The sequence below is a fragment of the Bdellovibrio sp. HCB288 genome (genome assembly GCF_047305935.1).
Lineage (GTDB): Bacteria > Bdellovibrionota > Bdellovibrionia > Bdellovibrionales > Bdellovibrionaceae > Bdellovibrio.
On sequence record NZ_CP178619.1, the window covers coordinates 2076614 to 2101312 of the forward strand.

The 24699-nt window shown below is 45.9% G+C and carries 27 protein-coding genes; 21 read left to right on the forward strand and 6 right to left on the reverse strand.

The window, feature by feature from the left end:
* Positions 1-9 precede the first annotated feature (9 nt).
* From rpsH to ACLVWR_RS10225, 14 genes are all read left to right on the forward strand, one after another.
* Positions 10-399 carry a 30S ribosomal protein S8 gene (gene rpsH / locus ACLVWR_RS10160; RefSeq protein ID WP_340599060.1) on the forward strand — a complete coding sequence of 130 codons (390 nt, stop codon included), beginning with the start codon at positions 10-12 and terminating at the stop codon, positions 397-399.
* 7 nt (positions 400-406) lie between these two features.
* Positions 407-949 carry a 50S ribosomal protein L6 gene (rplF, locus tag ACLVWR_RS10165; protein WP_088615295.1) on the forward strand — a complete coding sequence of 181 codons (543 nt, stop codon included), beginning with the start codon at positions 407-409 and terminating at the stop codon, positions 947-949.
* A 9-nt stretch (positions 950-958) separates the two neighbouring features.
* Positions 959-1324: a 50S ribosomal protein L18 gene (gene rplR, locus ACLVWR_RS10170; RefSeq protein ID WP_340599062.1), complete on the forward strand. Its 366-nt coding sequence runs from the start codon at positions 959-961 to the stop codon at positions 1322-1324.
* A gap of 9 nt (positions 1325-1333) precedes the next feature.
* Complete coding sequence (rpsE, locus tag ACLVWR_RS10175; protein ID WP_340599063.1) at positions 1334-1795, forward strand: 30S ribosomal protein S5; 462 nt, start codon at positions 1334-1336, stop codon at positions 1793-1795.
* Between the two features lie 12 nt (positions 1796-1807).
* A complete protein-coding gene (gene rpmD / locus ACLVWR_RS10180) occupies positions 1808-1993 on the forward strand; it encodes a 50S ribosomal protein L30 (RefSeq protein ID WP_340599064.1) in 186 nt (61 codons plus the stop codon).
* Between the two features lie 3 nt (positions 1994-1996).
* A complete protein-coding gene (rplO, locus tag ACLVWR_RS10185; RefSeq protein WP_340599065.1) occupies positions 1997-2434 on the forward strand; it encodes a 50S ribosomal protein L15 in 438 nt (145 codons plus the stop codon).
* Entirely contained in the window at positions 2434-3762 is a 1329-nt protein-coding gene (gene secY / locus ACLVWR_RS10190) for a preprotein translocase subunit SecY (RefSeq protein WP_340599066.1), read from the forward strand. The genes rplO and secY overlap by 1 nt, the downstream gene beginning before the upstream one ends.
* On the forward strand, positions 3762-4397 hold the full coding sequence (locus ACLVWR_RS10195; RefSeq protein ID WP_413580553.1) for an adenylate kinase: 636 nt from the start codon (positions 3762-3764) through the stop codon (positions 4395-4397). Before secY ends, ACLVWR_RS10195 begins: the two co-directional genes overlap by 1 nt.
* A gap of 131 nt (positions 4398-4528) precedes the next feature.
* Positions 4529-4642, forward strand: a complete 114-nt coding sequence (gene rpmJ / locus ACLVWR_RS10200) for a 50S ribosomal protein L36 (RefSeq protein ID WP_011165332.1) — start codon at positions 4529-4531, stop codon at positions 4640-4642.
* A gap of 2 nt (positions 4643-4644) precedes the next feature.
* Complete coding sequence (gene rpsM / locus ACLVWR_RS10205) at positions 4645-5019, forward strand: 30S ribosomal protein S13 (RefSeq protein ID WP_340599068.1); 375 nt, start codon at positions 4645-4647, stop codon at positions 5017-5019.
* A 16-nt stretch (positions 5020-5035) separates the two neighbouring features.
* Positions 5036-5434, forward strand: a complete 399-nt coding sequence (rpsK, locus tag ACLVWR_RS10210; RefSeq protein WP_413580554.1) for a 30S ribosomal protein S11 — start codon at positions 5036-5038, stop codon at positions 5432-5434.
* Between the two features lie 224 nt (positions 5435-5658).
* A complete protein-coding gene (locus tag ACLVWR_RS10215; protein ID WP_413580555.1) occupies positions 5659-6690 on the forward strand; it encodes a DNA-directed RNA polymerase subunit alpha in 1032 nt (343 codons plus the stop codon).
* A gap of 136 nt (positions 6691-6826) precedes the next feature.
* Positions 6827-7354, forward strand: coding sequence for a 50S ribosomal protein L17 (rplQ, locus tag ACLVWR_RS10220; protein ID WP_413580556.1), 528 nt, complete (start codon positions 6827-6829; stop codon positions 7352-7354).
* Positions 7355-7437: 83 nt separating this feature from the next.
* Positions 7438-8001 (forward strand): TlpA family protein disulfide reductase, encoded by a 564-nt coding sequence (locus ACLVWR_RS10225; RefSeq protein WP_413580557.1) that lies wholly within the window; start codon positions 7438-7440, stop codon positions 7999-8001.
* Positions 8002-8108: 107 nt separating this feature from the next.
* Here ACLVWR_RS10225 and ACLVWR_RS10230 read toward each other — a convergent pair whose 3' ends face one another.
* The 3 genes from ACLVWR_RS10230 to ACLVWR_RS10240 all read right to left on the reverse strand — a co-directional run bounded on the left by ACLVWR_RS10230 (position 8109) and on the right by ACLVWR_RS10240 (position 12003).
* Positions 8109-9170 carry a hypothetical protein gene (locus tag ACLVWR_RS10230; RefSeq protein WP_413580558.1) on the reverse strand — a complete coding sequence of 354 codons (1062 nt, stop codon included), beginning with the start codon at positions 9168-9170 and terminating at the stop codon, positions 8109-8111.
* Between the two features lie 325 nt (positions 9171-9495).
* A complete protein-coding gene (locus ACLVWR_RS10235) occupies positions 9496-11466 on the reverse strand; it encodes a TIGR03545 family protein (RefSeq protein ID WP_413580559.1) in 1971 nt (656 codons plus the stop codon).
* Positions 11467-11475: 9 nt separating this feature from the next.
* Positions 11476-12003 carry a TIGR03546 family protein gene (locus tag ACLVWR_RS10240; RefSeq protein WP_413580560.1) on the reverse strand — a complete coding sequence of 176 codons (528 nt, stop codon included), beginning with the start codon at positions 12001-12003 and terminating at the stop codon, positions 11476-11478.
* Between the two features lie 116 nt (positions 12004-12119).
* Here ACLVWR_RS10240 and ACLVWR_RS10245 point away from each other — a divergent pair, with 116 nt between their 5' ends.
* On the forward strand, positions 12120-13103 hold the full coding sequence (locus ACLVWR_RS10245) for a D-glycero-alpha-D-manno-heptose-1,7-bisphosphate 7-phosphatase (protein WP_413580561.1): 984 nt from the start codon (positions 12120-12122) through the stop codon (positions 13101-13103).
* Here ACLVWR_RS10245 and ACLVWR_RS10250 read toward each other — a convergent pair.
* Entirely contained in the window at positions 13058-14053 is a 996-nt protein-coding gene (locus ACLVWR_RS10250) for a lysylphosphatidylglycerol synthase transmembrane domain-containing protein (RefSeq protein ID WP_413580562.1), read from the reverse strand. The genes ACLVWR_RS10245 and ACLVWR_RS10250 overlap by 46 nt on opposite strands.
* Before the next feature lie 140 nt (positions 14054-14193).
* Between ACLVWR_RS10250 and ACLVWR_RS10255 the strand changes: the two genes are divergently transcribed.
* The 4 genes from ACLVWR_RS10255 (at position 14194) to ACLVWR_RS10270 (ending at position 20675) form a co-directional block, all read left to right on the forward strand.
* Positions 14194-15570, forward strand: coding sequence for a mannose-1-phosphate guanylyltransferase/mannose-6-phosphate isomerase (locus ACLVWR_RS10255; protein WP_413580563.1), 1377 nt, complete (start codon positions 14194-14196; stop codon positions 15568-15570).
* Positions 15571-15719: 149 nt separating this feature from the next.
* Positions 15720-16307: a hypothetical protein gene (locus tag ACLVWR_RS10260; RefSeq protein WP_413580564.1), complete on the forward strand. Its 588-nt coding sequence runs from the start codon at positions 15720-15722 to the stop codon at positions 16305-16307.
* Positions 16285-17226, forward strand: a complete 942-nt coding sequence (locus ACLVWR_RS10265) for an HTTM domain-containing protein (protein ID WP_413580565.1) — start codon at positions 16285-16287, stop codon at positions 17224-17226. Before ACLVWR_RS10260 ends, ACLVWR_RS10265 begins: the two co-directional genes overlap by 23 nt.
* A gap of 356 nt (positions 17227-17582) precedes the next feature.
* Complete coding sequence (locus ACLVWR_RS10270) at positions 17583-20675, forward strand: hypothetical protein (RefSeq protein WP_413580566.1); 3093 nt, start codon at positions 17583-17585, stop codon at positions 20673-20675.
* Between the two features lie 70 nt (positions 20676-20745).
* Here ACLVWR_RS10270 and ACLVWR_RS10275 read toward each other — a convergent pair whose 3' ends face one another.
* Positions 20746-22296 carry an acyl-CoA dehydrogenase family protein gene (locus ACLVWR_RS10275; protein ID WP_413580567.1) on the reverse strand — a complete coding sequence of 517 codons (1551 nt, stop codon included), beginning with the start codon at positions 22294-22296 and terminating at the stop codon, positions 20746-20748.
* A 129-nt stretch (positions 22297-22425) separates the two neighbouring features.
* Between ACLVWR_RS10275 and ACLVWR_RS10280 the strand changes: the two genes are divergently transcribed.
* Both ACLVWR_RS10280 and ACLVWR_RS10285 read left to right on the forward strand, forming a co-directional pair.
* Positions 22426-23298 carry a S1 family peptidase gene (locus ACLVWR_RS10280; protein WP_413580568.1) on the forward strand — a complete coding sequence of 291 codons (873 nt, stop codon included), beginning with the start codon at positions 22426-22428 and terminating at the stop codon, positions 23296-23298.
* Between the two features lie 19 nt (positions 23299-23317).
* Complete coding sequence (locus ACLVWR_RS10285; protein WP_413580569.1) at positions 23318-23620, forward strand: hypothetical protein; 303 nt, start codon at positions 23318-23320, stop codon at positions 23618-23620.
* Position 23621: 1 nt separating this feature from the next.
* On the opposite strand, the gene ACLVWR_RS10290 is transcribed toward ACLVWR_RS10285, so the two are convergent.
* Complete coding sequence (locus ACLVWR_RS10290) at positions 23622-24680, reverse strand: outer membrane beta-barrel protein (RefSeq protein WP_413580570.1); 1059 nt, start codon at positions 24678-24680, stop codon at positions 23622-23624.
* Between the last annotated feature and the right edge of the window lie 19 nt (positions 24681-24699).

Consider the following 24699-nt stretch of genomic DNA (forward strand, 5'->3'; position numbering starts at 1 on the left):
AGGAAGACTATGGATACAATTTCTCAGTTCCTTACAATCATTAGAAATGCTGGAGCAGCAAAGCACGAAAAAGTGGATTTGCCTGCTTCTAAAGTTCGCGCTGGTATCGCACAAATCCTTGTTAACGAAGGTCTTATCCGCAGCTTCAAAGTTGCGAAAGACTCTAAACAAGGCATTATGCGTGTTTACTTGAAGTACGATGAAGCTGGTCAACATGCGATCAACTCTATCGACCGTGTAAGCCGTCCAGGCAGACGTGTATATGTTAAATCAGATAAAATTCCTCAAGTTCGTTCTGGAATGGGTATGACTATCCTTTCTACGAGCAAAGGGATCATGAGCGGTAAGCAAGCGGCACAAGCAAATCTTGGCGGCGAATTGCTTGCAACACTTTGGTAGGTGAAACATGTCTCGTATTGGTAAAGCACCCGTTATTTTTGATAACACAGTAAAAGTAGATGTTACACCTGCTAACGAAGTAGTAATTAAAGGCGCGAAATCTTCTTTGAAGATTGGTATGCAACCTCAAGTTACTGCTAAAGTTGATGGCAACAAGGTAGTGTTGACTCGTAAAGACGACTCTAAAGAAGCTCGTGCATTGCACGGTCTTTACAGAGCTTTGGTTCAAAACGCAGTAACTGGCGTAACTAAAGGTTTCACTAAAGGTCTTGAGCTTCAAGGTGTAGGTTATCGTGCAAACGTTGCAGGGAAAAAGTTGGAGCTTTCTTTGGGCTTCTCTCACCCTGTAATCTTCGATATCCCTGAAGGCATCGAAATCAAAGTTGAAAAACAAACAGCACTTTCAATCACTGGCGCTAGCAGAGAACTTGTTGGTCAAGTAGCTGCTAAAATCCGTTCGTTCCGTCCACCAGAGCCATACTTGGGCAAAGGTGTTCGTTACGCTGGTGAGCATATCCGTCGTAAAGCCGGTAAGTCTGCTGGTAAATAGAGGTAATGTATGAAATTGAAAATGAGTAAACATACAAGCGATCGTAAAGTTAATCGCCTTAAAAAGAAGATCCGTATCCGTAAAACGGTTAACGGAACTGATGAAAGACCTCGTCTTTGCGTATACAGAAGCGGTAAGCATATGTATGCAAGCGTTATCAACGATGTAACTGGTCACACTCTTGTGTCAGTTTCCTCTCTTGGTAAAGAAGACAAAGCTGGCATCGATATGGCGAAGCTTGTTGGTATGGAAGTAGCGAAAGCTGCTACCGCTAAAAAAATCACGAACGTGGTATTTGACCGTAACGGTTACTTGTACCACGGCCGTGTTAAATCTCTAGCTGATGGCGCTCGTGAGGGCGGCCTCAATTTCTAAGGAGTGAATGTGGAGAAAGTTCAAGCTCAAGCAGCTGAATTAGAAGAGCGTGTAGTAGCGATCAACCGCGTAACAAAAGTTGTTAAGGGTGGTCGTCGCTTCTCTTTCGCAGCTCTAGTAGTTGTTGGTAACAAAGCTGGTGATGTTGGTTTTGGTTCTGGTAAGTCTGTGGAAGTTCCAGAGGCTATCGGCAAAGCTAGCCGCGCTGCTAAGAAATCAGCTAAATCTGTGACTCTTAAAGAAGGTCGCACAATCCCTCACGAAGTAATCGGTAAATTCGGTGCTGCAAAGGTTATTATGAAACCAGCAGCTCCAGGTACTGGTGTGATCGCGGGTGGTGCAGTTCGTGCCGTTCTTGAGTCAGTTGGCGTTAAAGACATTCTTACTAAATGTGTTGGTACTCGTAACCCGCACAATGCAGTAAGAGCAACAATCGATGGTTTGAATCAACTTAAAGAGTTGAGCAAATAATCGGAGGCGATCATGGCTAAAACATTTATCGTAAAATTGAAAAAATCGACTATCGGCTGCACTCAAGAACAAAAAGATGCAGTTCGTTGCCTTGGTTTGAAGAAAGTTAATTCTACTGCAACAGTGAATGATACTCCTGCAAACCGTGGTCAAATCATGAAAGTTCAACATCTAGTAAATGTTGAAGTTAAGGGGTAATCCATGAGCTTGCTTAATCAACTAGCTCCAAAAGCTGGATCTAAACACGCTCCAAAAAGAATCGGTCGTGGTATCGGTTCTGGTATGGGTGGCACATCTACTAAGGGTCACAAGGGTCAATTGGCTCGTACTGGTGGTACTGTGCGTCGTGGCTTCGAGGGTGGTCAAACACCTATGCACCGCCGTTTGCCAAAATTTGGTTTTAGCAACGTCGCGTTTGCTAACAACTTTGAGATTGTCAACGTAGGACAACTTGCTAAATTTTCTGGAGAAGTAACTCCTGAAACTCTTTTCAACGCTGGACTTGTTAACAAGGGCGCGGTTAAGATTTTGGGAATGGGCGAGCTTAAAACAGCTTTGACTGTAAAAGCTCACAAATTTTCAGAAAGCGCTAAGAAAGCTATTGAAGCTGCTGGCGGCAAAGTCGAGGTAATTAAGTAGTGTCTGCAATTGAAAGCATCGCAAAGAATTCGGATCTTCGTAAACGTATATTCTTCACGTTGGCCTTATTGGCCGTCTACAGAATCGGAGTTCACGTTCCAACGCCAGGCGTGGATGGAACTGCGGTGCTTTCTTTCTTCCAGGCTCAAAGCCAGGGGATTTTCGGACTCTTCAACACCTTTACGGGTGGTGCACTTTCCCAGTTCAGTATTTTTGCACTGGGAATTATGCCTTACATCTCTGCTTCCATCATTTTCCAACTTCTGACTTCAGCGGTTCCTCTTTTGGAATCTTTGAAAAAAGAGGGCGAAGCAGGACGTCGTAAAATCAACCAATACACTCGTTATGCGACTGTAGCTTTGGCTATCGTACAAGGTTACGGTATCTCAACTTGGTTGATGAACTCTACAAGCCCAGATGGTCGTTCCCTTGTGGTCGCTCCAACTGTGGCATTCCTTCCATTCCAGTTGATGACAATCATCACTTTGACTGCGGGTACTTGCTTTATCATGTGGTTGGGTGAACAGATCACTGAAAGAGGTATCGGTAACGGTACATCTTTGATCATCTTCACTGGTATCGCAGCAGCTATCCCTCAAGGTGCCCATCGTCTTTGGGAGCTAATGGTTTCTGGCGAAATGAAATTCGCAGTTATCTTGCTTCTATTGGTTTTGATGGTCGCTATTATCGCTGCGGTTATCTATATGGAAGTTGCACAACGTAGAATTACTGTTCAGTATTCTCAACGTGCTGGTGGCGGTGGTATGCAGTCTATGCAAACTCCGACAAGCCATCTTCCAATTAAAATCAATTTCTCTGGGGTTATCCCACCGATCTTCGCGAGTTCTTTGCTAATGTTCCCAGCAACAATGGCTCAGTTCGTTCAAACACCGTGGTTGAAGGCGCTTCAGGATTCTTTGAATCCATCAGGCACAATCTTCAATATCATGTTCGTGATGTTGATCGTATTCTTCTCGTTCTTCTATACAGAGATCGTTTTCAATCCAAACGACGTTGCTGATAACTTGAAAAAGTACGGCGGTTTCATTCCTGGCGTTCGCGCTGGTAAGAGCACTGCTGATTACATTCAAAAAGTACTTGAGCGCGTTAACGTATTGGGTTGCATCTACTTGTCTGCGATCTGCGTAATGCCAGGTATTTTAGCTTCTCAAATGAGCCTTCCGTTCTACTTCGGTGGTACTTCACTTTTGATCTTGGTTGGTGTTGCTTTGGATACTGCTCAGCAGGTTCAATCTCACATGATCACTCAAAAATACGAAGGCTTCATGAAGGGTGCGAAAATCCGCAGCAGAAGGGTTCAATTTTAATGAACTTGATTCTGTTTGGAGCCCCAGGGGCCGGTAAAGGTACACAATCTGAGTTGTTGATCAAGCGATTGCAAATGACTCAAATTAGCACTGGGGATTTGTTCAGAGCAGCTATCAAAGGTCAGACTGACCTTGGTAAAAAAGCCCAAGAGTACATGGATAAAGGTCAACTTGTGCCAGATAGCATTGTTATCGGCATGGTTGAAGAAGTACTTCAAAAAGGCGTAAATAACTTTATCCTTGATGGTTTCCCAAGAACTGTGGCGCAAGCTGAAGCCTTGGATAACCTTTTGAATAAGATGACACTTTCCATTGGAAAAGCCATTTTTTTGGAAGTTCCAATGGAAATCTTGATGGATCGTTTAACAGGTAGACGCGTATGTAAAAGTTGCGGGGCTGTCTACCATATCGTCAGTAAGCCTACCAAGACGGAAGGCAAATGTGATAACTGCGGCGGTGAAGTAGTTCAGCGCAATGATGATAAGGCAGACGTTATTGAGACGCGCCTTAAAACCTACCAGGAATTCACAAGCCCACTAAAAGAGTTTTATAAAAAATCAGGAAAATACATCGAAGTCGACGGTAATAGGGACACCGAGCAGGTCTATACAGAGATCGAAAAAATAATAGGCTAACCACTTTTATTATTATTTTATCTCTAGACATTAACAGCTCTCGGTGATAGCGTCCGACTCCTCGTGTGTAATTTTGCTGTGTATTTTGGTCATTTTTCGGCCAAATAATTAGCAAGTATGGGAAGACAAGTATGAAAGTAAGACCATCAGTAAAAGCAATCTGTAACAAATGTAAAGTTATTAAAAGAAAAGGCGTTATTCGCGTTATCTGCGAGAACCCTAAACATAAGCAAAGGCAGGGTTAATCATGGCACGTATTCTTGGTGTCGACTTACCTAGAAATAAGCGCGTTGAAATCGCGTTGACATATATCTACGGCATTGGACGTCCTCGTTCGGCTATGATTTGCAAGCAAGTTGGCATTCCTTCAACTCTAAGAACTGAAGGTTTGACAGACGAGCACATCGCTAAAATTCGTGGAATCATCGAGCAAAACTTTAAAGTAGAGGGTGATCTTCGTCGTGAAGTTGGCCAATCTATTAAGCGTTTGATGGATCTAAACTGTTATCGCGGTATCCGTCATCGTAAAGGCTTGCCAGTTCGTGGTCAGAACACTCGTTCTAATGCACGTACTCGCAAAGGTCCTAAGAAGACGGTAGCTAACAAGAAAAAAGCCGTGTAGTTAAAGGGAATTAGCGATGAACACTGAAAATAAAAACAAAACAGGTGCTAAGAAAAAAGTTAAAAGAAACGTTCCTCAAGGGAACTGCTACATCCAAGCGGGTTTCGGTAATGTTATCATTACTATGACTGACCTTACTGGTGCTACAGTTTCTTGGTCATCTGCAGGTCACCTTGGTTTCAAAGGTAGCCGTAAAGGTACACCATTCGCAGCGCAAGTTGCGGCAGAAGACGCTGCTAAGAAAGCTATGGAAGCTGGCATGAAAGCAGTGGACGTATATCTTAAAGGTCCTGGTGCTGGTCGTGAGCCTGCTATCCGTGCATTGGCTGCTACTGGTATGAGAATCTTGACTCTTAAAGATATCACTCCAGTTCCGCACAACGGTTGCCGTCCTCCTAAGCGCAGAAGAATCTAATAAACTCACTAGGCGACACCTAATAAGGTCGCCTTTTGGTTTGAAGATTTCTGGATTTCGATCGACAGCGTGAAGCGATTCACGCTGTTTGATTCAAAAACCGTGCCGCGAAGCAAGACAGCTTGTTAAAATCGTCCATTTCTAGTTGAATGGAGAGTGAATAAGTTCGCTCCTAACGTTTTTTAACAAAAATTACTCAGTTTATTTAACCTCTCGGGGGATCCATGCAAGAGCATTATTATAAGTTTTGGAGAGAAATGATCAAACCAAAGGGATTTGAGGTTGATCGTGATACTCTTCGTGATGACTACGCAAAATTCATTATCCGTCCGCTTGAAAGAGGTTTCGGCGTTACTCTTGGTAACTCCCTAAGAAGAATTCTTCTTAGCTCTATGATGGGTTCTGCAATCACTGCGGTTAAATTCGAAGGTGTATTGCACGAGTTCACTACGATCCCAGACGTTCTTGAAGATGTTACTGACATTATCTTGAACCTTAAAGAAGTTCGTTTCAAACAATACACTTCTGACTCTTTGACTTTGAAGATCTCTAAAAAAGGTCCAGGCAAAGTTACTGCAGCAGACATCCAAGTTTCTGATAAGATCGAAGTTTTGAACCCAGATCTTCACATCGCTACTTTGGGTGCGAACGGTAACTTCGCAGCGGAAATCGTTGTAAGTTTCGGTCGTGGCTACGTACCTGTTGAAAACAGAGAAACAGACCTTCCAGTTGGCTTCATCGGTGTTGACGCTCTTTACAGCCCAATCCGTAAAGTTAACTACAATGTTTCCAATGCGCGCGTTGGTCAAAGAACTGACTACGATGCATTGACTTTGGAAGTTTGGACTGATGGTTCATTGAAGCCGGACGAAGCAGTTGCTCTTTCTTCTAAAATCATGAAAGAACAACTTCAAATCTTCCTTACTTTCGATGAAAGCATGGAGCCAGTTGAAGAATCTCGCGAGCTAGGTTCGCCTTCATTGAACGAGAACTTGTTCCGTTCTGTTGACGATCTTGAGCTTTCTGTTCGTTCTGCGAACTGCTTGAAAAACGCTAATATCCGTTACATCGGTGAGTTGGTTGTTCGTTCTGAAGCAGAGATGCTTAAAACTAAAAACTTTGGACGCAAGTCTTTGAACGAGATCAAAGAGATCTTGGGCGAGATGGGTCTTGGCCTTGGTATGAAAATCGAAGGTTGGCCGCCTCCAGGTTGGGATCCTTCTCAACCACCAGTAAAAAGAGAAACACAACAATAGTCACAAGCTGTGATGACACCAACTCCCTGAGGAGTTGGTGAGGGCTGGAGCCCGAAAAAGAAACACCGAGCAATTCCGCTTGAGTGTTCTTCGTGAGGATACCTGATACGGTCCCCACGTTTTAACCGGAGAACATATGAGTTCACACAGAAGAAGAGTAAAGCATTTCGATCGTAAATCTGGCCCTAGAAAAGCGTTGTTGCGCGGTTTGGTTGAGTCTCTAGTAGAGCACGGCCGTATCACTACAACTGTTGACCGTGCGAAAGAAACTCGCCGTCACGTTGAGCGCGCTATCACTTTGGGTAAAAAAGGTGACTTGAACACAACTCGTTTGTTGTTGTCTCGCTACCCAAATAAAAACGTTGTAAGCATCATCATGAAGGACTTGTCTCCTCGTTTTGCTTCTCGTCCAGGTGGTTACACTCGCATCATCAAAATCGGTCGTCGCCCAGGTGACACTGCTGAGATGGCGTTCCTTGAGTTCGTAGACTACGATTTCGAAGCTAAAACAGCTGCTAAAGAAGAAAAAACTGCTAAAGCTACTGAAAAGCCAGCTAAAAAAGCAGCTTCTAAAGCGAAAAAAGCGTCTACAAAAACTGTAGCTGCTAAAAAGAAAACTGTTAAAAAGACTCAAAAGAAAGCACGCGCTAAATCTCGCGCTTAATTTCGAGGATCAAAACTGATTTTCCAAAAAACCCAGGGCAACCTGGGTTTTTTTTTGGTACTTTACGATCAGGAGGAACTTCAATGAAACAACATCTAAAAGCATTGGCCCTGGTTCTGGTAATTGGCGCGTTGTCGGTTTGGGCATTCGATCGCTATTTCATGACCCGCATGGAACAAAGTCCAACTACGATTTCTTCCGTAGAAAAAATGGAAACAGAAGGGGCTCCGAACTTCACTGCAAAATCTTTGGATGGGCAGTCTTTTGAATTGCATGGTTTAAAAGGGAAAGTAGTCATTCTGAATTTTTGGGCTTCTTGGTGTGGGCCTTGCGTGGAAGAAGTGCCGTCCTTAATTAAGCTGGTGAATGAGTTCAAGGGTGACGTTCAGCTGATTGCTGTTTCTGGTGATAGCAATGAGCAGGACATCCACGTTTTCCTGAAGTCCTTCCCTGAGTTGAAAGGCGCGAATATCAAGATCGTTTACGACCAGGATCGCAGCCTGATGAAGATGTTCGAAGTCACTCGTTTACCGGAATCATTGGTGTTGGATAAGAATTCGAAGCTGGTTAAGAAGCTGGTAGGTTCCATTGACTGGCATACCAAGGATTCTGTTGAGTATGTAAAGACTCTCTTGGAAGCCAAGTAGGCGGTCTGTAGAGGCAAGCGCAGTCGCCTCTAGAATGTGGAAACGTCAGAGACAAATCCTGTGTCTCTGACGCTCTCAAATTTATCCATTAAATTAAATCTTGGAATCTATTGGCAATCAAATGCCAGGTCGATTTTCGTGCCCTCAACAAGTGGCGAGTTGAATTTCAAAATATTGCCTGAAACTGAGAACTTTGTGAAAGCAGAGCCATTGATTTTGATCTGCACGGTTCCTGCGGCAGGCACACATTGAAGTGTCATGTGAGTCATTGAATTCACGATCTTGTCGCGGAAGGTATTCAAGTTATTCGCGAAGCTCGAATCACAGATGCTACCCACACCACCATCCGTCAGTACAGATAGTTTTTCGTAGTGCACACCCTCATGGCTTGGGGAAGCTGAAGCTGCATCTTGCATAGCCTCGCAGGATTTATCGCCTGGTTTTACAATGATACTGTTAAATGTGAAGCGGACATCGTTACCGAAGCGGTTTTTCGCCATTGCCAGGACGTTTTCTGGCTGGTCTTCGGCTTCCAGTGGAATAAGGCTGCCGACAGCGTCGTTGGCTTTGACTTTGGCAGGATCGCCACCCACTGAACGTTCGTCTTCATTTGAAATAAGGATCACTGAAAGTGCAGCGCCTGGACGATAGCATCCGTTGGAACCTGAAAGAGCAAAGTGATTGTAAGTGGCCTTCAAACCACGTTCATCAGCTGAGCCGGATCCACCAATAGTCATTGCCGTGACGGTGTTCTCGAAAATGCTGCCAAGATTTGATGCGCCTTTTTTCAGTAGGTAAGCTGGAACACCGGAAGCCGGGGAGTATCCAACCCAATCTGACGAGTAACCCCAAACTGAATTCATGGCGCGAGTGTTGGTCATACACATTTGCCAGTCGATACCTGAGCTTTCAAGAGATGCGACGAAATCACCCATGCCGGCCGCCAGCTTCTTAAGATCTGGGAGCATGGAGTTTGAGTCGTCGAATACTATAAGGAAGTCGACTTGTTTATTCCCGTAACCTACGACTTGGGAGAAACTTACTGAAGTGCCTGGTACGGATGAAGCTAATTCCTGTGGTACTGGAGAAAACTCCATTTTGGAGCATGCTGCTGTTGCTGCAGTCACAATACTTAAGAACAGAAGATTTGTTAGATTCATCTTTTTCATAATTTGCTACCTCACAAAAAGGCTAGCACGTTGGGTGACCCCAAAAAAAGAGGAAAAGACAAATGCGAGCTAAAATACCTAATGATTTTAATAATTTACAAGTTAGCGTCGAACTCCTGTTCAGGTCCTGCAAATAACCTCTACGAAACTTTTGGAAAGAAAAGAAGGAGTGTTTGAACGATGAACAGTTTTTGGAAATTAGAGAAAATGAATTTTCTCAGAACGGAAAGGGAATTTATTTTGGATGGGTTGGCAGAAGGGGACTTGTGAATCCGGTCGACGAGTTTGCGCTCAGTAAGTGCAAACTCGCCACGTGTTTTCTTCGTTATAGGCCGAAGCGTTTTTTTAGTTCATCAACAGCTTTTTGACCTTCTTTTTCCAGCTGTTTACGACCTTGGTTTTCAGCATCTTTCTTGGCGGTATCAATGCGGGATTCAGCTTGTTTCTTTTGCGAATCCAATTGTTCCTGGGCTTTCTTTACTTCTTTTTCGAATTGCCCTTTGAATTGATTGATCTGTGCTTCGACTTCAGCTTTTTGTTTGCCGATTTCCTGCTCTACGTAAGCTTCAATTTTCTTGCGGGCTTCGTCGACTTTGGCTTGGATCTGTTTTTCAAATCCTTTCGAAAGTTCAGGTCCCAGATTGGAATTAATTGATAGAGGAACGTTCGGCAAATCTCCCTGACCATTTGCAGTCAATGTTACCACGGGGATGCCCGCGAACACTGCCTTTAGGATTTCATCAGCGATGTTGTTCGTCGACGAAACGTTGTAGTCAATCTTTGTGAACTTGTTGTCGAAGTCCACAGACAGATTCTTCATTCCCACAAGCTTGCCTTGAATGCCCAGTTCGCCATTGGCTTTGTTGAAGGCGATTTTAACATCAGGGCTTTGCACAAGATCTTTTCCGGTGATGGCATAAGAGGAAACTTTAAACTGATAGTCGATAACTGAATCATCCTGGCGATTGTCCAAGGAAAGACGAAGCAAAAAACCCAAGATCTCCATGGCTGGGAAATCTCCAGCTACAGTTGCGATGGTCGGGCGCCCTATCAATCTTTGATTGGAAGTAATGTCCAGGATTTCTCCTTTGATATTGCCCGAGTTCGGTGTCAGGCCCGCTTGCGAGCTGATCGCTGTGCGCTTTGCCCAGAACATTGGGTAGGAATTGGGACGACCGAATTCATAGGAAATGCCTTCCTCACGCGGATGAGGTTGAATTGCAACTTCCTCCTCTTTGTTGGCACCTTTCTTGGTGAACTTTGGTGGAAGGTACTTTTCTGCCAAAGATTTATAGCGGAAGAACTTGGCCTTGTACGGCTCCAAGTAGCGATTGAAAACGGCCATGGTCAACGCTTTCGCATCCACTTGCGGAATGCGGAAGTGCTGTTCAAGGGATTTGATGTCCACCTTGATCTGTTTTTCAATGTCGCCGTACTGCGCTTGCAAAGCTTTCAGATCCTTGTCCAGATCGTTGCTGACGGCTTGCAGTTGTTTGTAGTGTCCATCGGCTTCTTTGTAAATGCCGTCCAATTGCTGAACAGAGGAGGCAATTTCCTGAGGGTTCTTAAAGTCCTTGTATTGAACCTTGTTCAGACGGTCACCCAAAGCTTTGATGTCTTTTTCCTGAGGAAGTGTTTTTAAGCGGGCATCCCAGGCTGTTTGCTTCTCTTTCAGATCCTTGTCGAATTTTTCGATCATGGCTTTGGAAGGCAGCGACTCCTGCAGCTTCTGCAGCTGAACATTGGCATCTGTTCCACCCAACATGGCGATAACATCACCCAATACGTTTTCTCCGTATTGTGCATCCAGTTCTTTTTTTGCCTGAGTCTTCAGTTTATCGCTTTCAACTGCCAGAACGCCTGGCTCATTGGAAACCGGTGGGGGAGGTGCCACCTTACCGGGGCGGGAACGTTGATTGCCGAACTCAATTTGCTCAACAACAGCTTCGTTGATCACGAACTTCACACGCAGTAGGGCATCCCAAAGCATTCCGAAGCGGATTTCACCGATTTTCAGGGAGTTGTGGGTCGGCTTTTCGGCGTCGGTAAACTCGATACCTTTAATGCTGATATGGGCATTGAAAAAGCTCGTTTTAAGATCGGCAATATTAACTTCGGCACCGAGTGCTTTGTAGCCACTCCACTCCATAGCGCGGCGTAAATGCCCATCAAAGAAGAAATGGAAGTAGAGGCCGACAACAGTACAGAAAATGATGAATGGAATCAGAGCGCCCCAGCGGATGATGCCTTTTTTCTTTTTCATTTTAACGTCAGGAGGTGTTTGAGTGTTTGTCATGGTTCAGTCCTAGTTCCCGTAAAGATCATCATATTTAACGTACCAATTATAAAATTTGGTGGCCGTCAGGGCCTTCCAGAATTTCGTACCTTTGAAGCGAGCCACGACAGCGGCGCGGTAGGCGATGATCATGGCTTTGAATCCGTAGTAGGCAAATGGAAATAACAAAACAGAGACGATCATCGAACCCATGACGATGCTGTTGTTAAAGCGGGTCATAGGAACAAAAGGCATGTTGTACATGCTAACGAAAAGCGGACGAAGGCTTTCCATTTCCAATACGACTTTGCCAAGGTGATGTGCCGGCATGTCGAACAGAAACGCCACGAATTTAAAAAAGAAAGCGGAAAGAAAAGCCGCTCCCAATTGAACTCGGAAAACGAAAACGATAAACAGCACAATGGCCGTCTGAATGGAGAAAAACGGTGCGAACCCCAGAAGCAGACCCAACGCAAGACCAAATGCCAAGGGCATCGTATCTGTGTCGGAATTCAGAAGTTTGATAAAATTGAAAAGCTGTTTTAACAGTAACGTCATAGTTGTCCTCGTTATTAAGGTCTGATTCGAAACTCTATAAAGTTTATGACAAAAATGCGTGGCGGCAAGTGAAAAGCGAGGACAGTCCCAAGCGTTTGTCGTATGTTTTTAGATATATGAAATCATGGGCACAACTTGTTGCAGACACAGTTCGAATGGGCGGGATGCTGGTATTTATTAATGACCAGGCTCCGCAGGATCTAACAAAGTGGCTAAGTCCACTGAGTCAGCAGTTCTCCGGGCGAATTCCATTCGCAGTTCGTAGTCATAATGACTTTTTGCGCGGCAATCATCGCACAGGCCCTCATGATCTGATTTTCTTTTTCGAGGGTCAGAAAAGTGTGCTGCAAAGTCTGGATGCAAAGCTGCAAGGGCAGCGTGTTTGGGTTTCTCCGGCGGATAGCATGCCTCATGCCGTGGATTATCTATGGCACAATGCCGATCTAAGTTCCTGGGAGATCTTCTGGCAGAGCCTGGCAACTCAATTTGATTCGTTGATGGAGAACTGGCAGGAAGAGGCCGCGGACTTTACTCCCTGCTTATTTCTGGACCGCGATGACGTCGTGGTTAAAAATGTTCCCTACAACAAGGATCCTGAAAAGGTTGAGTTAATTCCTGAAGTGGTCAATTTGATACGCAAAGCACATGACCTGGGGTACTGGGTCTCTGTGGTCACCAATCAATCCGGTATCGGCCGGGGGCGCATTTCTTGGTCGGAATACAAATCCGTGCATCAGCGCATGTTAAGAATGCTGGCTCAGAATGGTGCCTGGATTGATGAGTGTGTGTGGTCTTCGTTTATCGAAAACGAAGCAGTGCCGGAAGGACGAACTTTCGCCAGCTTAAGAAAACCCCGGGCTGGTATGTTTCAAATTGTGAAAGAAAAGCTGAAAGTGGATATGCCAAAATCGTTGATGGTTGGAGACAGCGCAACGGATTTGATCGCGGCCTATTCTGCCGGTGTCGGACAGTGCTTTTTATTGAAGTCAGAGAAATTTGAACAAGAGCGCGAAACTTTGGAAAAGTTCCGCCTCGCAAATGCTGGTTTTAAATATCAGGCCATATCTGAAGCTTCGGAGATATCTTTAGGGCGTTTGTAGCGCATATAAAAGAAAGCTCCCAGCAAGCTCACCACGAATGAGCAGACTTGAAATGCCGTGATTGTCGTCGGACCCACGTCTGTGGATTTGCCAGTGTAAACGTTAAACAGGAAATAGAAAGCGGCCTGACCCACGCCAACTCCCGCCGGGGAAATGGGAATAGCCGTCGCCATAAAGCCCAAAGGTGCCACCAGGAAGTATGTTTTTGCAGGGATATCTGTAAAGCCCGAAGCGACTCCCACCATATACAAAAATAAGATAGCCGTCGTTTGTGCGATCAAACTTAATACGATCACCTGGATGATTCGCGGGATATGATTGCCATAAAGATGCAGGCTTTCGTAGATCTTCATGAACTTTTCAGAAAGGGGAAGCTTGTTGATGACGCGTTTTAGAACCTGGCGGTCATAGATTTTCGTGGAGAAAACCAAACCCAGAGCAACAGAAAACACGACAAACAAAGCCACGATAAAATAAAACAAATTCAAAAGTGTCGAAACATGGCTGACATGAGCGAAGTCGTAAATCATCACCATCATCGCCAATAAGATCATGGCATAAAGGCCGAGTACACGGTCGATCAATACGCTGGTGGCTGCGACCACTTTGGTGCCAGGGAATTCACGAGTAAAATAAAATGCCTTGATCACGTCGCCGCCGACTCCGCCGGGCATGGCAAAATTAAAGAACTGACCAATCAAAGTAAGCTTAAACGAAGACCAGGCCTTCGCGGGAATACCCTGAGACTTTACCAGAACTCTCCAGCGCTCGCTGGCCAAGAAAAAGTTCACAAGAACGATGCCCGCGGCAAGGGCCATGATGCCTGGATTTAAAAGATTTCTTAGGGCCGAGAAGTTCAGTTTACCTGATTGGACCAACCAATAAATAATACCGGCTGCGAACAGGATTTTTATTAACTGAGCTGCAATCTTCTTGGTCTTTTTAATCATAGGTCCCATTCATACTGTAAAGATCTCTCAAACTCCACTTTAGATATAAAATAACCTATGACAAGCCGGGCCATGCGGGGTAGGAAATACCCAGTTTTTAGCTCTGGTGTTAAGATGTTCCCCCAATGTTCGGAGGTTATATGATTCCTGTAGTATTATCTGGTGGAAGCGGCACGCGTTTGTGGCCGGTATCGCGTCAGCAAATGCCTAAACAGTTTTGCACCATTTTCGAGAAACCTTTGCAGACCATGACTTTGGAAAGATGCCACAAAATGGGCACGCCATGGATCGTGACTTCAAAAGCGTTGCAGAATTTGACAGAGATCAATCTTCAAACAAATAAAATGAACGACGTACAAGTGGTGTATGAGCCTTACGGCAAGAACACGGCTCCCGCGATTGCCGTTCTTTGTAAACTTTTGGACCTGAAAGGGCTGGGACAGGAGATCGTGGGGATTTTCCCATCGGATCACCTGATCTCCAAAGAGCAGGCCTTTTTGAAGGTCGTTGATTTTGCCGCATCTGTTGCCAGCAACAACAAAGTTGTGACCTTGGGCATTACGCCCTCCTATCCGGAAACGGGTTACGGGTATATTCAGACGAAAGCAGTCAGCCTGAAAGAAAAAGACGGCTTGAAGGCCTACTCCGTTGTGAAGTTTCATGAAAAGCCGGCGCTTGAAAAAGCCAAGGAGTTTTTGACTCAAGGAAGCTTCAGCTGGAATGCCGGGATCTTTGTATTCAAGGCTGCACATATGATTTCTTTGTTTGAAAAATTGCAGCCGGAGTTGTGGGCGACAGTTTCTTCTTTGAAAGCTGACTCTTCCAATTTGGAAGAGATCTATGCGAATGTTCAAAGTATCTCCATTGACTACGCCATCATGGAAAAACTGAGTGGCGAGGAGCTGGCTTGTATTCCTTCGGAATTTGGCTGGAATGACGTGGGCTCATGGGATGCCGTTGCGACTTTACAAAAAGGGCAGGAAGTATTGAACGTCAAAGGGCACGGAAACTTTGTTTTCGGTGATCCGGCCAAGAACTATTCGGCAATCGGCATTGATGATGTGATCGTGGTTGATACCAAGGATGCATTGATGCTGGTGAAAAAAGGCCAATCTCAAGACGTGCGTTATGTTGTTGAGTCGTTGGCACAGCAAAAATCCAGCTTGGTGAAAGAGCATGTCTATGAATATCGTCCATGGGGATATTTTGAAATTTTGAAGGATACGGAATTCTTTAAATCAAAAGTGATTCGCGTGAATCCACACTCTCAGTTGTCTTTACAAAGCCATGCGAAGCGCGAGGAACATTGGACCATCACCCGTGGTACGGGCGAAGTGGTCTTGAATGATCAGGTGATCCCGGTGAAGGCGGGCTCCCACGTGCATATCCCATTGGGAGCGAAACATCGCATGCGCAACAACTCTGACCAAATGCTGGAGTTCGTGGAAGTGCAACTGGGCAGCTATTTCGGCGAGGATGATATCGTTCGCTATCAGGACGATTATCAAAGAAAGTAACACGCTGTCCGCAATTGTCTTCAAAGCCCACCTCGAGTGGGCTTTTTCATTTGTACTAACTTAATTGTAACAGATATTTCAAGATTGCCATTTGCCCATAAAGCTTCCGTCCAAGTACCTTCCCTTTGCTAAAAAGCAAGGGAGACAATATGGCGCGGTACTTTGAACGGGTGAAGCTCGCAGGGATTTCCGTTTTTATAGCATTTAATTTGATGATCATCATGACAGCCTCATTTCCGGATCGCAGTGAGTTGGGGCGTTTGATATTGCGCAACTTTGGCTACTACATTGATGTGGTGGGATTGGAGCAGCCATGGAGCATGTTTGCCCCGAACCCGATGTCACTAAACTCCTACATCGAAGTCGAAATCCTTTTCAAAGATAAGAGCATCGAAAAGTGGTCCTTGCCACGACCGACGCAAATGGCGGGCGCTTCCAAAGTGATTGGAGGAGACCGTTATCGTAAGTTTACTCAGGAATACCTAATGCCCGATAAGAATGAGGAAATCTGGTTTGATGTGGCTCGCTACGTGACCCGCAATGTGAATCAAATCGAATCTCAAGGCAGAAAAAGAGAAATCGAGAAACTGCAGTTCTATCGTTACTACAATTACGTAAAGAATCCTACCGAGGTATTCGTTCGTCACGGAGAACCGAGTGGCGAATATAAGCGTGAGAGCGTGTTCTTCTTCCATCCGGCCAACAAGGAAAAATATGAAATCAGTCACAATAATTAGAGCAATTTGGGATTTCTTTTTTAAACCTCAACCCGTCGAGCATCTGGGGTTGATGCGTCTTTTGTTGGGCCTGATCCTGATATTTAACTGGTACATGATCTGGAGTTACCTTGATGTTTTCTGGGGAGTGAATGGCTTGGTAAGCCTGAAGACATCGATTGAGTACGGATCGTCATTGCGCTTCAGCTTGTTTGATCTTATGCCGAACGACCCTCGGGTGCCGGCTTTGTTGGCCATCGTGAACTTGGCTGCAGCCATTGGTGTGACGCTGGGGTTGTTTACCAGAACCTCCATGGTCCTGGCGTTTGTGACTTTGCTGTCTTTTCAGAATCGAAACGATTTTATTCTGAATAGTGGAGATATCGTTCTTAGAAACATTCTGTTTTTCATGATGTTCTCTGCTGCTGGCAAAGCGTATTCGTTGGATCGCTGGATTCAGTGGTTAAGAAATGGAAGAGCTCTTCAGACCGCGATGGAGCGACCGTGGGCGGTTCGCCTTATTCAAATTCAGTTTTGCGTGATCTATATCGCGACAGTGCTATTTAAAATCAAAGGAAATCACTGGGTCGACGGAACCGCGGTTTACATCGCCACTCGCCTGGATGAGTTTGTGCGCTACCCGGTACCTTTGTTGAACAGTCTGGCGCTGATCAAGTTCATGACCTGGTCCACTCTTGTGGTTGAGTTTGCAATGGGGACGCTCGTTTGGTTTAAGGACTTGCGATACTGGGTCTTGTTGGCGGGTATTGGTTTGCATATTGGAATTGAGATCGTGATGAGTATTCCTATGTTCGAATGGGTCATGATCGCAACAATGTTGTCGATGGTTGATCCTTATGACTTTATTAAAGTGCGAAACCTTTTGGAAAGGAAGCTTGCTCAATACCGTTTCCGTTTCAGCAAGTTAGAAACCACGTAAATTCCCAAGAGCAAAATTTAAGAACGGAAAACCCAATGCAAATGCATTGGGTTTTTTGTTTTCTGTTTTCTGTTCGAAGAATACTGGAAATGTATTTCGAAAGGTTTGCTATTCAACATAATCATTCAAATTTTGATTTCGCTTTATTTCGATCCTGCGTTTTTAGTTCCGGAGTTTCATTAAAGATTGGAAAATTACATATAAGTTCCTAGGAAGTTTAGTACCTCTAAATAACACTCGGTGAAACTTTCTGGAGCACGATGGGCAGTAGTGGATTCCCGTGGAAACTTGGGGAAATGATCTCGTCCGTCGACTCCTGAGTTTGAGAGAGAAACACTGAGAACAACTTTGGAGGAATGATGAGATCGCGTAAGAAGATAGTTCTTGCTGCGGGTATCTCGTTATTGGCAAATCCGACATGGGCACAGATGGCGCAGCTACAAGCTCCGCCAAGACTTGCCGACAACATGAAGGAACAGTTGCCAAGCGAGACTGAAAAACCCAAGAGCGGCACAGATGCTGATGATGTAGTTGCCATCACACCGGATGGTAAGATTCGCATTGGCGTAAAACAAAAAGAAAAAATCGAAAATGGTGGATTCGTCAAAGACGGGTTGCCGAAAAAGTTCGTAGGTCCTTCGAGTGGCGGCTCAAAGGGATCAGAGCGCGGTGGATTTGATTCCAAAGGAAATAATGGATCCAAGGGCTCCACATTTGGTGGCGGCGACAAGGGTTCCAATTACGGTGGTCATGATTCAAAAGGATCAGTGCGCGGTGGATTTGACTCAAAAGGAAATAACGGTTCTAAAGGCTCCACTTATGGTGGTGGAGATAAAGGATCCACTTACGGTGGCCACGATTCGAAAGGTAACCATGGATCAAAAGGTGACCGTGGTGAGTACGGTGGCTTTGATTCCAAAGGATCAAAAGGCGATCACGGTGAACGTGGCGGATTTGATTCCAAGGGTTCCAAAGGCGAGCACGGCGAAAGAGGCAACTACGGTGACAAAGGTGAACGTGGCGAACACGGGAACTTTGGCTCTAAAGGTGAGCGCGGCGAAAAAGGCAACTACGGCGATAAAGGCGATCGCGGTGAACACGGAAACTTTGGTGACAAAGGAGAACGTGGCGAAAAAGGTGAACGTGGTCATAAAGGTGATCATGGTGACCGTAGCGAGCGCGGCGAACGTGGTGAAAAAGGTGAGTATGGTCACAAGGGTGATCGCGGGGAGCGTGGAGAGCGCGGCGAACGCGGTGAAAAAGGTGAACATGGTCACAAGGGTGATCGCGGAGAACGTGGTGAACACGGTGAACGCGGCGAAAAAGGTGAACATGGTCATAAGGGAGATCATGGTGAGCGTGGAACCAAAGGTAGCTACGGCACTTCTTCCTCCTACGGAACGTCGTCTTCCTATGGAACATCTTCCACGTATGGAACGACATCCACGAATGGAACTGTTTCCACTTCGACAAATGGCACAGTTTCAACTTCAACCAATGGAACCGTTTCAACTTCCACAACTGGAAATCCTGACACGACAACTGCAACTTCAACCAGCAGCAGTTCATCATCGTCATCTTCTTCCAGCTCAACCGAGAGCACTTCAACAAGCGAAAGCAGTTCAAGTTCCAGCTCAAGTTCAACGGGTGAAAAAAAGGAGAAAAAGAACAGATTCAAAGCCAAACTTGAACCATTGTTCCACTTGGCATTCGATTTCGGTTCTTATATCGTAAACTTGACGCCTCATGAAATTCCGCAACCAGCGGCTGTGGGCGTGGTTTATGATCTTCCTTCTCAGCAAACGTTGAAAACGGGCGACTATCGTGATGGTTTCCAAAAAACTGTTTACGGCAGCATCGAAGTCGGTATCGGAGCGCAGGTTAAATTCTGGTTCGATAACGCAACCGGATTGTTGGATTACTTCTGGGGCTACGTGGGTGTATTGCCGATCGTTGGTAAACAAACATCGTCAACTCGCTACGCAAGCACATTGGCAAAAGCTCAATCATTGGGTGGCCGCTGGTCAGTGCCAAAAAATGCGACTGACTTGAATACCTGGGATGCCGGCGACAGCATTACTTACGTCAGCTATGGTGGAGTGATCTTCCTGGCAAACGCAGGTTTCGGTCCTGTCGGAATTGGAACAGCGAAATTGGCGCGTGGTTCCTGGGAAACTTACGTTGAAAAAGTCGGCGACAATATGGCCTACGTGAAAATGACAAGCGGTAAACTTGATAACTTGTCCATCTTTACGAGTGTGTCGATCATGTCGATCGGTAAGAACTACTTCAATGCAGCGGATGACGGATTCTCGTACTTGTTTGATCTAAGTACAGAAACCGGACGCAAAGCTTATGAAGATATGATTCGTGGTAACTCGTACGCTGCAGAACAATTTGCAACGAACAAACCTGCAAATCTGGTTGAAATGCCGCCTGTAACGAAGGTACTGACATTCAGAACAGTTTCAACTGGAACTACTGTCAGCAAAGCCTTTGCGATCCCGATTATCTGGGACCGCGTGTTCAGCAAAGGACGAGTTCAGTCGTTCACGACTTCGGACTTGCATGTTGAGCGCAATACGGCGCGCGTTCACTATGGTATTTACAACGAATCCGATGATTCTCGTTTCTGGTTTAAACACAGAGAAGAGGACTTCATGTTCACGGGCGCGAAATACACGCTTGAGAACTGGGATAGTAAAGAAACCAATACGGGGATGTTCGGTACTTACAGCTTTGCGTTCAGACATGAAGCAAGCAATGATGACCGTCTAAGAAAAGGCATTAAAGAGCTTGTTCGTAAAACGGGTCTGAAGCGTTTGATGATCAATATCCCGGACAATGCGGCTTTGGGCTACACAGGCGTGGAGTTCAATGCAAAATTGGGTGAGGAAAACACTGTTCGTCTGATGACTGCAGCACAACGTTTGACCGAAGATCAGTTCACGGCGCGAGGCTTGGCTTTGCATGAGCAATACTTCAATCGCGGGGGCGATCCTTGGGATGTTTGTAAGTTTGCTGGCTGCCAAATGAAGCAACGTAAGATGACTATTTCCGGTATGTCGAAAATGTGGCGATCGCTTCGTGCGATGAGCGCCAACATGACGGGCAATCCGAAAGCATTCGCACTGGCATACGGGCAGTTTGGTGAGGGTATGGCAACAAATCCATTCACATATCAATCTGCGATCGCGATGGCTGGTTCGGGCGTTCTGCTTGAGTACTTGGTTGAGGGTACAAGAATTTCAATGTACCACAAACAATGGGTCACTGATTCTGATGGTGCCTGGGTTCCATCGGACAAATTGCCGGATTCAGATATGATTCCGAAGTTTGATCCAAGAACTCGTCACTCTAAGATCCGCGGTATCGTAATTGGAAATAATCCTGGGGATGTTATGCCCGGGGATAATATTCCACTGATGCAACCGGTGGCTTACCAATAGTAGGCTCAGTTCCAAAATGCAAAAAGGCCGTTGAATTATCAACGGCCTTTTTTATTGTATCGATTTGATTTTAAAGTTCGTGCTCCACAATCATGCATTCACTAACCAGGTCTCCAGTTAGCAATGCCAATTGCCTTGCGTGTCGTTCCCACTCATCCGGCGTTGATTTTTGCAGGCTTCCTATCAGCGTCTCGAATTCATTCCATTTGCTGATAAATGCCGGTGCCGAAGTTTTGAAAGCTTTGGAAGTCTTAAAAAATTCAATCAGAACGGGCAGAGACTGTTCCTTCTCAAAGGCGCGAAGCATATCCAGCGACAATACGTTGGTAGTTCCTTCCCAGATAGTAAAAACCTGAGCATCACGTAGCAATCGGGGCAAACCCGTATCTTCCACATACCCGGCGCCACCAAACATCTCCACAACTTCGCTGGATATCGCCAGTGCTTTTTTCGCGGTATACAGCTTCAATACCGGAGTTAGAGTGCGTAGCAGGGTGCGCTCTTTGGCGTTGATTTCACCGACTTCGTCTTTTCCCAGTAAATGCGCAATGTGAAAACTAAAAGCAAAGCAGCGACGGAAGTCATCTTCCAACCAGCGCAATGTTTCTTGATGCAGTGGATGGTCGATCAAAAGTTTGCCGAAGGCTTTCCTTTTGCGTGAATAGCTCTGGGCAAGATCCAGTGCGCGACGGGCGTGCCCGATAGCGCAGATGGAATTATAAATGCGGGTGATATTCAGGACGCTGGCAATCTTTTTGATTCCATCACCTTCTCCTCCGATCATGCGGGCGGGAGTTCCTTGCAGACTTAGTTCTGCTGTTGGCAGTGCTTTGGTGCCCAGCTTGTCTTTCAGGCGATGGATCTGGATGTGATTCAACTGTTCCTGATCATTGCGAAGTTCCAGGTAAAAAAGGCTCAAACCTTTGGATCCGGCTGCGGCTCCATCCGGGCGCGCCAGGGTCAAAGCCATTTGTGATGTCGTCGCTGATGTGAACCATTTTGTTCCGTGCAAGGAGTGAGTTGCGCCAAATTCACTATCACCGGTGAATGGATGCGCATCCGTGGACGTGCCGCTGACATCAGAGCCACCAGTTCTTTCAGTCATCCATTGGCCGGCAGTCCAAAATGTTTTTGGATCTCTTGAAGTCAGGTGGGGGATAGCACGAGTCTTCATTTCAGGAGTGCCATATAGCTCCAGAGCTCTGGCCGCACCGTCGGTCATGGCCAAGGGGCATGAAAAAATTGCCGAACTCGGAGAGTATAAGTAAAGCAGCGCCATTTGGTAAACTCGCGAGTAGGATCCGTATTTTCTTTCGTAGGCCGTGGCAACAATGCCTTCCTCTGCGGCGATTTTCTCCATGGCTTTCCAGCCTGCAGACACACGAATTTCGTCGATTCTGCGTCCCCAGGGATCAAACGGGACGTGGACGGGCGGATGAGACTCAGCATCCTCGGCAAAAGTAAGCATTTCGGTTGCTGCACGTTGCCCCAGGCGATCCAGGTGGGGCAGGGCTTGCTTCTGGCAATCTGCTGGCAGGATTTTTTTTAGGAACTTTTGAAGAAGAACATCGGATTGAAAAGTGTTCGTTAGGCTGGGCCCATCTTGATAAAAGTTTTTCATGGTTATTAGTGTAGGCTGCTCTGTGTGGCCGTACAACTGCCGTTCTGAGGAAGACCCGCTTTTTTGAGAAAATCATTGCCGTTTGTTCGATCCCTTCATATACAAAGCGCAAAGTTTTTTGGAGGGGCTATGTCGCGTATTTTGGTTGCTGTATTATCTCTTGGAGTTTTGGCGTCTTGCTCTGCCAACTTGAATAGTTCTGTTGTGTCCAACGGGAATCGCATTATGAACGGGACTGAAGTCCAGGAAACAGATGCAATTGCGGCTCACTTGGTTTCTGTTTATGACGTCGAAAATAACGGCGTCTGCACTGGAACTTTGATTGCACCAAATATCGTTTTGACGGCGGCTCATTGTATCTCCACTCACAAAAAAAATATCAAAGTCGTCTTCGGACTGAACGTGGATGAGTACTTGGCGGCTCGCGAGCCGGATGTGCGTGAAGCCCACGTTCATAACGTAAGTGATATCATCGTCCATCCGGAATGGAACTTTGAAAAAAATCAGGAAAAAGAACACGACTGGCATGATCTGGCTGTTATTAAGTTCAAAGGCGACGCACCTGAGGGTTTTGCCCCGGCTGAATTTTTGCGTGACTTGAACGTTCTAAAAGCGGGCGTAGCGGCCTATGTCGCGGGTTATGGAGTCAATGAGGTTCAGCACCGTGAAGTCAAAGAAGGCGAAGCTTTGAAATCTGGCGAAGAGGCTGTTTGCGACGACAAGGGTTGCATTGCCATCAAATTCACTGGTGACGGTTTGTTGCGTTGGACTCAAGCACCTATTGCAACATTCTCCGACACTGAAGTTCGTTTGGATGAGCAAAATGGTGGAACTTGTGGCGGTGATTCCGGCGGCCCTGCATTCGTAATGCATGAAGGGAAGTTTCTGTTATTTGGTGTAACCAGCCGTGGAAGCCTGTTCTGTAATTCTGTGGGTGTGTATACTGTTGCCCTGAAGCTTTACGACTTTTTGAATCCAGCGGTAGAGCGTCTTCAGCAGTAAGACGCAATTTGAGGAAGTTATGAAATTTATTACGCTCGCATTTCTATCCAGTCTGATGACATTTTCTGCGACGGCGGCTGTGTCGGGCAGAATCACTTCGAAAATCGATTCCCGGAAAGCGGAAGTTCATTTGACTGGAGTCAAAGCGGGTGACCGCGTCAGCCTGATGGAAGAGATTTGTGAAGGACCTCGAGTCAAACTTTGCCATACCAATAAAGTCGGCGAAGCCGTGGTAACAAAGGTTATTAATTCCGAGACTTCAGAGATCACATCTGACGGAACACAACCTTTGAAAGAAAATATTCTGGTCGAAAAGAAGTAAACTAGAAATGTGCAATGGCGCCCAGAGTGATCATCGTTGAACGATCCGTGGGCCCGCCATCCGCCAGATCCTGGCGAACTTCCAAATACACATTTAGATTGTCATTCAGTTTGAATTTGTCGCCCACAGACCAAACCTCAACCTTATCTGCACCGGGATAAAAAGTATCGACGGTGGCGTTTAAGGAATCCATTTCTCCCGCTCCCAAAATACTCTCGTAGCGCAGTCCCAGGGTGTGTCTTCCCAGAATATAAGAACCTTGTGCCGACAAGGACTGTGCATAGCTTTCGCTTAAGCCATCAGGTGTCTGTGCTCGCGAATCGTAACTCACTGATAGGTTGAATTCATCGCTGAATTTATAAGTTGTCCAGATGTTCGTGGTGGACTTGGCAACGCTGGAGCCAGGGACGGTGGCTGAAGCATCCTTACCCGTATAATATCCGGCAAACCAAAGAAACCGGCCGGCAATGCCTGTGGCCGAAAGCTCAGTGGTCTTTGTTGCGGTCATGTCGTCGCCGTATTGGTTGTAAGCACTGCGATTGTAAGAGCTGAGTGTGACGGCCAGCCATTCTCCAGGATTGAATCTCAAACGCAGGCCTTCATTGTATCCAGGCACGATGCTTTGATAAGCAACTGTGTTCTGGTAAAACACGTTTTCGGCCCGCATTGCAGACTCAAAACCAAGAGTTGAACAAAGTCGACCGAATCCCGCCGACCAGGCAGCATTGAGGTTGTAGTAGATTTCAAGCTGATCAAGGGTGCCGAAATTTTGTTTGCTGGTGCCACCGGGAGTGCTGACTTCGATGGGCATGTACATCAGTCGCGCCAGAAACGACAATTGATCGGTGTCCTTTTTTAGAATCAGCTGTGCACTGTTGAATCGATACTGTTCGTTCAATGCTCCAGCGGAAGCCGGGTAGGTGTTGCCTCCCGAGGACATGAAATTATATTCGAATGCGGCTTCACCTTGAACTGTAATACCAGAAAGGACCTCATCAGCATATGCGGTGAATGGCATACTTGCGCCTATAGCGGCAAGAATTGTGATGATTTTTTTCATGCGTTGTCTATCGGTGAAA

Excerpts from the sequence above, each read along its gene's own strand:
- rpsH (WP_340599060.1), top strand. The coding sequence starts at position 10 with ATGGATACAATTTCTCAGTTCCTTACAATCATTAGAAATGCTGGAGCA.
- rplF (WP_088615295.1), top strand. The coding sequence starts at position 407 with ATGTCTCGTATTGGTAAAGCACCCGTTATTTTTGATAACACAGTAAAA.
- rplR (WP_340599062.1), top strand. The coding sequence starts at position 959 with ATGAAATTGAAAATGAGTAAACATACAAGCGATCGTAAAGTTAATCGC.
- rpmD (WP_340599064.1), top strand. The coding sequence starts at position 1,808 with ATGGCTAAAACATTTATCGTAAAATTGAAAAAATCGACTATCGGCTGC.
- rplO (WP_340599065.1), top strand. The coding sequence starts at position 1,997 with ATGAGCTTGCTTAATCAACTAGCTCCAAAAGCTGGATCTAAACACGCT.
- ACLVWR_RS10195 (WP_413580553.1), top strand. The coding sequence starts at position 3,762 with ATGAACTTGATTCTGTTTGGAGCCCCAGGGGCCGGTAAAGGTACACAA.
- rpmJ (WP_011165332.1), top strand. The coding sequence starts at position 4,529 with ATGAAAGTAAGACCATCAGTAAAAGCAATCTGTAACAAATGTAAAGTT.
- rpsM (WP_340599068.1), top strand. The coding sequence starts at position 4,645 with ATGGCACGTATTCTTGGTGTCGACTTACCTAGAAATAAGCGCGTTGAA.
- rpsK (WP_413580554.1), top strand. The coding sequence starts at position 5,036 with ATGAACACTGAAAATAAAAACAAAACAGGTGCTAAGAAAAAAGTTAAA.
- ACLVWR_RS10215 (WP_413580555.1), top strand. The coding sequence starts at position 5,659 with ATGCAAGAGCATTATTATAAGTTTTGGAGAGAAATGATCAAACCAAAG.
- rplQ (WP_413580556.1), top strand. The coding sequence starts at position 6,827 with ATGAGTTCACACAGAAGAAGAGTAAAGCATTTCGATCGTAAATCTGGC.
- ACLVWR_RS10225 (WP_413580557.1), top strand. The coding sequence starts at position 7,438 with ATGAAACAACATCTAAAAGCATTGGCCCTGGTTCTGGTAATTGGCGCG.
- ACLVWR_RS10230 (WP_413580558.1), bottom strand. The coding sequence starts at position 9,170 with ATGAAAAAGATGAATCTAACAAATCTTCTGTTCTTAAGTATTGTGACT.
- ACLVWR_RS10235 (WP_413580559.1), bottom strand. The coding sequence starts at position 11,466 with ATGACAAACACTCAAACACCTCCTGACGTTAAAATGAAAAAGAAAAAA.
- ACLVWR_RS10240 (WP_413580560.1), bottom strand. The coding sequence starts at position 12,003 with ATGACGTTACTGTTAAAACAGCTTTTCAATTTTATCAAACTTCTGAAT.
- ACLVWR_RS10245 (WP_413580561.1), top strand. The coding sequence starts at position 12,120 with ATGAAATCATGGGCACAACTTGTTGCAGACACAGTTCGAATGGGCGGG.
- ACLVWR_RS10250 (WP_413580562.1), bottom strand. The coding sequence starts at position 14,053 with ATGATTAAAAAGACCAAGAAGATTGCAGCTCAGTTAATAAAAATCCTG.
- ACLVWR_RS10255 (WP_413580563.1), top strand. The coding sequence starts at position 14,194 with ATGATTCCTGTAGTATTATCTGGTGGAAGCGGCACGCGTTTGTGGCCG.
- ACLVWR_RS10260 (WP_413580564.1), top strand. The coding sequence starts at position 15,720 with ATGGCGCGGTACTTTGAACGGGTGAAGCTCGCAGGGATTTCCGTTTTT.
- ACLVWR_RS10265 (WP_413580565.1), top strand. The coding sequence starts at position 16,285 with ATGAAATCAGTCACAATAATTAGAGCAATTTGGGATTTCTTTTTTAAA.
- ACLVWR_RS10270 (WP_413580566.1), top strand. The coding sequence starts at position 17,583 with ATGATGAGATCGCGTAAGAAGATAGTTCTTGCTGCGGGTATCTCGTTA.
- ACLVWR_RS10275 (WP_413580567.1), bottom strand. The coding sequence starts at position 22,296 with ATGAAAAACTTTTATCAAGATGGGCCCAGCCTAACGAACACTTTTCAA.
- ACLVWR_RS10280 (WP_413580568.1), top strand. The coding sequence starts at position 22,426 with ATGTCGCGTATTTTGGTTGCTGTATTATCTCTTGGAGTTTTGGCGTCT.
- ACLVWR_RS10285 (WP_413580569.1), top strand. The coding sequence starts at position 23,318 with ATGAAATTTATTACGCTCGCATTTCTATCCAGTCTGATGACATTTTCT.
- ACLVWR_RS10290 (WP_413580570.1), bottom strand. The coding sequence starts at position 24,680 with ATGAAAAAAATCATCACAATTCTTGCCGCTATAGGCGCAAGTATGCCA.